The following is a 6,820-nucleotide window of genomic DNA, read 5'->3' as shown; positions in this document are numbered from 1 at the left end:
ACGGCTTGTTCAGAAGCGCTTCGTTTTGGTTCATTTTTTTACTGTCTTTTTATTTCATATTTTACCATGCCTTACAGCGGGAAGGGAGTAGAATCTGAACAAACTAGAAATTTAGAACTCACAAAACCTTCAATAACATTTCCATCAACTATCTTAGTCAAATATCCCTCAAATCCTTTATAGGTAACAATGGTATATGTTTCCAAACAACCAATTTTTTTGTTTGCAAAGTTATTTTTAGGACTTACGCAAATTGATAAAATAAAGTAAGTCAAAGTCTTTACCGATCAACCTTTCTAAGTAACTGTCAACCAACAGATGAGAACAAGCCTTAGTTAGCCTCAAATGTCCTTTCAAAAAGAATCACAGCGAGTTAGGGATATTGAGCAAAAGTATAGGCTGAAGTGATTACTATCACTGACAACTAATGGTAGGGGATACTTTTTCAACAGAATTAGTATTCTGGTTTGCTACGTCTGCTTTTAGAGAAGTCCTCAAAGCGTTTGCGTAAGTCCTAATTAAAAGATACCATTCTCCACAGGATTTGCATTTTTCAAGATGTCAATATAGAGACTTTAATGAACCTCTTCGAGTATTTCAGAAATCAACAAATCACAGAAACAAATCTAGCTCCGAATTCTGCCCAATCGTCAGGAGATAAACGGGAACACTAGTTGGCGATCGCTACTTGGTTACGCCCATTTCTCTTGGCTGCATAGAGAGCATGGTCAGCCGCCGTAATTAAGCTTTCCAGCGAATTGCCATGTTGGCGGATGACGGCAATTCCTAAACTAATTGTGATTTGAATATTTGAAGGTGTGGGATTTGTCTCCACATAAGAGCGTAATCGCTCGGCAATCTCTTTCGCTTGCTCGAGGGCTGTATCAGGCAATAAAATCAAAAACTCTTCACCTCCCCAACGACTCGCTGAATCTATTTGGCGCATTTTGGTTTGCAGAATTTGAGCAAGATGAACCAGCACCATATCACCGCCATCATGTCCATAGACATCATTAACCCGCTTAAAGAAATCGACATCAATTAAAATAATCGCAAAGGCGCGATCGCTACGATAAAACTGATTCATTGCAATCTCAAGCTGATGCATCATTGCCCGTCGATTAAGTAACCGAGTTAACACATCAGTATTAGCGGCAGCCTTCAGATCATAGTAGAGCCTCTGACAAACCATCATGATAAATCCAGCCGTTAATAAAAAAGAAAATACAAATACGATGATCAAGGTGGAAGCATTTAGCTCGTTAGAGCTAAATAACTGGTCAGGTGGATTTCTAAGCAAAAGTATAATTCTGGCTACTAATGACATTAATAACCCAATCATGACGATCGCCATGAATCTAGAGGCTCCAACAAAGCTTTTATAGGAAGTCGTTAGTAAACAGTAAGTGGATATTGAGAAAACAACCATTTGAAAGATTGTTTGAGAGATGGTTTTAAATACAAAAACATCTTGAAAAATCAAAAAATATGACTGAACACTAAGGAATAAAAGATTAATGATTAATAGATAATAGATCTTAATTCTTTTGCCTGTAAATTGAGCGATACCAATACATCCAAAGGAAGCACCTACCAAAAGGAAAACACCCGCCAAAATCAATGTGATAGATAGATAAGGACTTTTAATCAAACTGATGAAATAGCCAGTTATTGTAAAAATCCTACCGATTGTATAGGTTTTGATTCCGCGATATTGATTTACCAATAAACATAAAAAAATTAGTATTAACAACTGTAAAATTGCATCAATACTAGTCATTAAGATCATTGTCTGAATGTCAAGATTCACCAAGATTGTAAACATTGCATCAAAAACTGGATTTGTACTTGGGTATGGCTTGCCATCAGAGTTAAGCGGATACGCGGAGTGGGAACGGTAGGCGGACGGATGGCAGGTGCAAATATCCCATTTTCGCGTAAGTGGGTTGCTATTTGTAACGTTTGGGGAATATCGCCAACTTCGATCGCAATAATCGGTGAATCTACAGCGATCGCCTGAATACCTAAGTTTTCTAAACCCTGCTTGAATAGCGCCACATTTTGCCAAAGCTGCTGACGGAGAATAGCTTCGGTTTTGACGATCGCAATGGCGGCGATCGCTGCACCCGTATCCGCAGGTGATAGCGCCGTAGTATAAATCCAAGTGGCGGCGCGATTGCGTAAATAGTCGATCAGTTTTGCCGAACCTGCCACATAGCCGCCCAAACTCCCCAAAGCCTTGCTCAGTGTTCCTACTTGGATTAAGTTTTCCTGAATTCCCATAGCCTGCGTTAAGCCGCCACCGCGATCGCCAAATACGCCTGTGCCATGCGCCTCATCGACTAACACCATGCAATCGTATTGGTACGCTAAATCCATGATTTCCCGTAATGGTGCAAGATCGCCATCCATACTAAACACGCTGTCAGTCGTAATTAGACAACGCCGATATTTCGCTCGATGTTCTTGCAATTTATTGGTGAGATCCGCTAAGTCCAAATGCTGATAATCGATCGCCGTTGCACCACTGAGCAAGCCGCCTTTCTTTAAGCAAGAGTGATTATATTCATCACCTAAAATCAAGTCTCGCGCTCCCACGATCGCCGCGATTGTCCCCAAATTTGCTAAATAACCAGAGCTAAACACTAAAGCCGCCTCGGTATTTTTAAGATCGGCGATCGCCGTTTCTAACTCTTCATGTAAAGCCAAATGTCCTGTGACTAAGCGCGATCCCGTTGAGCCAGTGCCATACATTTCTGTAGCCCTAATCGCTGCCTCAATCAAACGGCGATCACCTGCTAGTCCCAAATAATTATTACTGGCAAACATCAACATTTCTCGCCCATCGATCGTGGCGATCGTCCCTGCTTTGCTAGTAATGGTTTGGGTAGAGCGATACCAGTTAGCCTTGTGGATAGAGTCCAAGGAGCGATCGAGCCAGTCGTAGGGCGTAGATATGGGTTCAGTCTTCACACTTCTTTACAAATTAAGATTAAAATTGATTAGGTACTTATTATCTAGGTTTATAAAATGACTGTTGCATATCCCCATAAATTTCGTGGTCAACTGAGCGCTGAGGACATTCTCGACAATGTTGTACGTCAGCGTGAAGTTCACATGACCACATTAAATCGCTATCGCTTCAGTGAACAACGTAGCTGCAAAGATTTAACTGGACTGATTGAACTCCTGAATGGCAAGCCCCGCGATTTGATTCAAGACCTTTCCCATCATGTTTCTGACGAAGCGCGTCATGCGATGTGGTTGACCGATTTACTCTATGATCTTGGCGAAGATCTGGGTACACCCGATGGGAATTTGTATATTGATGAGTTTACTCGCTTGAGTAAGTACGAAGCTTCGGCAAATCCTGAAGATATTGTCATCGATGCTTTGGCGGGAATTAATGTTGCAGAAAAGCGTGGTTGTGAATATTTCGCGGCTCATATTCGCTCTCTCAAGAAAGCGGAACAGACTGACGAAAACATCAAAATCCGCGAAACCATTGAGAAGATTCTTCCTGAAGAAGCGGCTCATGTACGTTGGGGTAATCGTAAGCTTGCGGAGATTGCTAAAAAGAGTGAATCTCATCGTACAAAGGTTGAGACGGCTAAGCGCAAATATGTAGCGATCGAGCAAGCTGCCTTTGAGTCAGGAATGGATGTTCTCGCTGGTGCAGAAGTGCGCCGCCTTGAGAATTTGTTGAAAATTTCTGAAACTCTTCCTCTATGGGAACGTCCTCAATACTTGCTCAATCAACTTCCTGAGACTTTGTTCTCGACTGAGTTGCAAAAGACCCGAATCGATATCTTCAAGAAAGCATGGGAAAAAGATCCTTCCTCTTTTGTGGAGAAATTCATCCCCATGTTCTTTAATGGCAATCTTAAAGAGACTGCTAATAAGGCTGTAAACCATTGATAATATCAACAAGGGGCTTAAGCCCCTTGTTGCAGGCAAACATTTTGACGAGTATCGATCGCCTTTTCTAATTCACTCGTATCAGCATGGCAATCGCCTTTTTTAGCAGTTTGTCATGGGTTAAGCAAATTGACTGGATAAGCTCGAACTGCTTCATCTACTGTAGCGATCGCCATGTCATTTTGTATGGCTTGACAAATAAGCATTCTGTCAAAGGGATCACGATGCAAAGATGGGAGTTTGGCTAGTTGAGTTACACTGGCTTGATCTAGGTCAAGATTCAGAATTTGATGGCGATCACAGTGTTTAGGAAAATATATTTCAGGGGATTCTGGTAATGGTAATTTGCCTAATTGATATTTAACAATGGCTTCCCAAGTTGACACAACGCTTAGATAAATTTCGTTGTCTAGATCTTGAATGATTTTTTGAACATCTGTTGGTAATCGTTGATCTCGACTAATAAACCACAGAAAAATATGTGTATCCAATAAAATTTTCATTTTCCTTCAAAAGCATTCAAGATTTCTTCTGGTAGCGGTGCATCAAAGTCTTCAGGAACAACAAATTCTCCAGCACATAAACCAAATGGGCGTTGTTTTTTATTCTTTGTTGTAACTGCTTTGGATGATTTTTGTGCTTTTGAGGTTTCTGATAGCTGGATGTTCTCAGATGTATCTAGGTCTTCTGCAAGAATCCGAATTAGTTTCAGTTTTTCTGTTACAGAAAGTTTTCGTGCGGCGGGTAGTAGTTCAGCAAGTGTCATGTTGTGTACCTCCTATTCTGTTTTAATTGCTGTGTATTCTTGTTCTGTTAGTTCAAATTCTGGATCTATGATTTTTACTTCTTCATAGGTGAGTTGATAGAGTTTGTAAACTAAGCGATCGCCTTTTCTAATTCACTCGTATCAGCATGGCGATCGCCTTCTTTAGCAGTGAGAATTTTTACAACGATGGTAATTTGACTCTAATGAGTTGTTTTTCTATAGTCTCAAGTTGAGAGAGATGATTATGTATAGCTTGGGCGATTTTTTCCCAGTTGGTGCTACTTCTACAAATCACGATGCCTTTATGTTAAGGTGTTTGTGCGTGTAAACGAATAAAATCACGGCGATTCATGGTTAAGACGACTCGATTGAGGCTAATGGCATAGTGCAGGACTTCAGGATCGGGGATTTTTTGTTCTGCTTTTCCTGCATCTTGTACGGTCAAAATGTCGTATCCTAATGTACGCAAAATTTTGACAACGGGCAATGGAAATTGCTCATCTGCATAGAGTTTGACCATTGCTTAATCTGCCTCGTTTTCAAGGATAGCATTGGCAATTTCTTGGGGATGGCTTTCGGCGTATATCCAAGCATTTGCTAGATCGACTGCGTTTAGGGTTGGATATGCTTCTAATATTTTTGCATCGCTAAGTCCTTGTTTTTGGTAGCTGACTAATAGCCAAACGGGGATTCTGGTGTTACGGATACAAGCATCACCGCCACATACGTTTAAGGTTTTCTCAATGCCATGCCAGCTATTTAATAGGCTATTAAGGATTAGTTGAATTGCTTGAGATTTTTCTGTGGGTGAGAGTGCGAGTAGTTGAGGTTCTAATTCTTTAAGTGTCATAGTTTTTTGAATTGGATATTTATAAATCTGCCTGATTTTTCCTTTTGCCTTTTTACTTTTTCCTTGTCACCTCTCTCCTTCTACTATTTTAATCTCTTTTTCGGTCAACCCATAAAGTTGATAAACTAGAGCGTCGATCGCCTTTTCTAATTCGCTCGTATCGGCATTGGGCTTACTGTTTACCTATTTCTGATTCTGAATTTATTTTGATCGACAATTACAGTTGCGCCAATTATTTCTGGTAAGTTAACTTGATCGATAAATTTCTCTAATGCTTGTCGAATTTCTATAGCGATCGCTTCAAAGGGAAATCTTAAAATAATTAAGCCGCAATGCGTATTGGTTGGATAGTTTTTGATGTTTGACCATCCTAGATCACGGCTGACGATTATTCACTGTTCTTTTTGAGCAAATATAAATATCTCAGGATCTTTTGTGCCGCTAAGTCCAGATGTTTTGACATGAATGGCATCATGCCCTTTGTCTTTGAGCAAAGTTTCTAAACTTAATGGACAGTCTTCGTCAATTAGAAAACGAAATTTCAACTTACTTTCTCCATTGAATAGACTGTTTCATAGTTTAGAAGCTCGGAGAAGTAGGCAAGGGAGGCAAGAATCTGTTCGCGTGTAACTGCGTATTCTTGGATTACTTCGTCATAGGTCATGCCACCCGCGAGGGAGCCAATAATCACGGCGATCGGAAGACGAGTTCCTTTTAGTACAGGTTTACCATGTTGGATTTCGTTGTCGATGGTAATTACATCAGTTAGAATGCTTTTTTTCATAATCTATTTCCTTATATATGCTAAACATTTTCACGAAATCTGCACCTTATCTTTTTCCTTTTTCCTTTTTGTGCGTGTAAACGAATAAAATCACGGCGATGGCGCTGGCTCACTAATTAGTGATATCAAGCTGTAACCTCTATCTGGCAACGATTTCAGGCTTTAGTCGCAATTTACTTGTAAAGCCTTGCCAATCAACGGCTTCATCGCTCTATCACTAATTAGCTGTCCAGTGCCTTCGTCTTCGGTGGCTTCTTCGTCTCAAAAATTACGCCAACCTGACTATCCGCCACCTTGCCATTATGAATAACCAGATCGCTATTTTCCTTAACATTTATAAAATAGCGATCGCCGTAGTAAGGGGCTTGCGAAGAAATAAGATACCAAAGATTATAGAAATAGGGATATAAAATTCTTGTTTTCAATTTATATAGGACTAAGAGAGTGATTTTCAGCGATGAAATCAAAGCCACAGTTAAAGATGCAGCGCAAAAACTAACAG

General features: G+C 40.2%; 10 protein-coding genes and 1 pseudogene. 2 read left to right on the top strand and 9 right to left on the bottom strand.

Annotation, left to right across the window (positions count from 1 at the left end; all coding sequences use genetic code 11):
* Positions 1-183 (top strand): hypothetical protein (locus B9G53_RS28075; RefSeq protein ID WP_217901587.1); only part of this gene is annotated, 183 nt, incomplete at its 5' end.
* 487 nt (positions 184-670) lie between these two features.
* Here B9G53_RS28075 and B9G53_RS14425 read toward each other — a convergent pair.
* Together B9G53_RS14425 and bioF are read right to left on the bottom strand one after the other, a co-directional pair.
* Complete coding sequence (locus B9G53_RS14425; RefSeq protein ID WP_094533473.1) at positions 671-1,825, bottom strand: GGDEF domain-containing protein; 1,155 nt, start codon at positions 1,823-1,825, stop codon at positions 671-673.
* Positions 1,807-2,973: an 8-amino-7-oxononanoate synthase gene (gene bioF, locus B9G53_RS14420; RefSeq protein WP_094533471.1), complete on the bottom strand. Its 1,167-nt coding sequence runs from the start codon at positions 2,971-2,973 to the stop codon at positions 1,807-1,809. The genes B9G53_RS14425 and bioF overlap by 19 nt, the downstream gene beginning before the upstream one ends.
* Positions 2,974-3,030: 57 nt before the next feature.
* Between bioF and B9G53_RS14415 the strand changes: the two genes are divergently transcribed.
* The gene (locus B9G53_RS14415) at positions 3,031-3,918 is read left to right on the top strand and encodes a ferritin-like domain-containing protein (protein ID WP_094533469.1); all 888 of its coding nucleotides are present in this window, start codon (positions 3,031-3,033) and stop codon (positions 3,916-3,918) included.
* Positions 3,919-4,031: 113 nt separating this feature from the next.
* On the opposite strand, the gene B9G53_RS14410 is transcribed toward B9G53_RS14415, so the two are convergent.
* From B9G53_RS14410 to B9G53_RS14375, 7 genes and pseudogenes are all read right to left on the bottom strand, one after another.
* Positions 4,032-4,421 (bottom strand): type II toxin-antitoxin system VapC family toxin, encoded by a 390-nt coding sequence (locus B9G53_RS14410; RefSeq protein ID WP_094533467.1) that lies wholly within the window; start codon positions 4,419-4,421, stop codon positions 4,032-4,034.
* Positions 4,418-4,684, bottom strand: coding sequence for a hypothetical protein (locus B9G53_RS28525; protein WP_254923662.1), 267 nt, complete (start codon positions 4,682-4,684; stop codon positions 4,418-4,420). Before B9G53_RS28525 ends, B9G53_RS14410 begins: the two co-directional genes overlap by 4 nt.
* 307 nt (positions 4,685-4,991) lie before the next feature.
* On the bottom strand, positions 4,992-5,204 hold the full coding sequence (locus B9G53_RS28520; RefSeq protein ID WP_254923661.1) for a DUF5615 family PIN-like protein: 213 nt from the start codon (positions 5,202-5,204) through the stop codon (positions 4,992-4,994).
* A 3-nt stretch (positions 5,205-5,207) separates the two neighbouring features.
* Positions 5,208-5,534, bottom strand: coding sequence for a DUF433 domain-containing protein (locus tag B9G53_RS14395; protein WP_094533465.1), 327 nt, complete (start codon positions 5,532-5,534; stop codon positions 5,208-5,210).
* A gap of 392 nt (positions 5,535-5,926) precedes the next feature.
* On the bottom strand, positions 5,927-6,079 hold the full coding sequence (locus tag B9G53_RS28070; RefSeq protein ID WP_217901586.1) for a DUF5615 family PIN-like protein: 153 nt from the start codon (positions 6,077-6,079) through the stop codon (positions 5,927-5,929).
* Entirely contained in the window at positions 6,076-6,318 is a 243-nt protein-coding gene (locus B9G53_RS14380; RefSeq protein ID WP_094533463.1) for a DUF433 domain-containing protein, read from the bottom strand. Before B9G53_RS14380 ends, B9G53_RS28070 begins: the two co-directional genes overlap by 4 nt.
* A gap of 221 nt (positions 6,319-6,539) precedes the next feature.
* A pseudogene (locus B9G53_RS14375) lies at positions 6,540-6,820 on the bottom strand (hypothetical protein); the annotation flags it as partial.

The organism is Pseudanabaena sp. SR411, from assembly GCF_002251945.1.
Lineage (GTDB): Bacteria > Cyanobacteriota > Cyanobacteriia > Pseudanabaenales > Pseudanabaenaceae > Pseudanabaena.
This window is presented reverse-complemented; position numbering and strand designations above follow the sequence as displayed.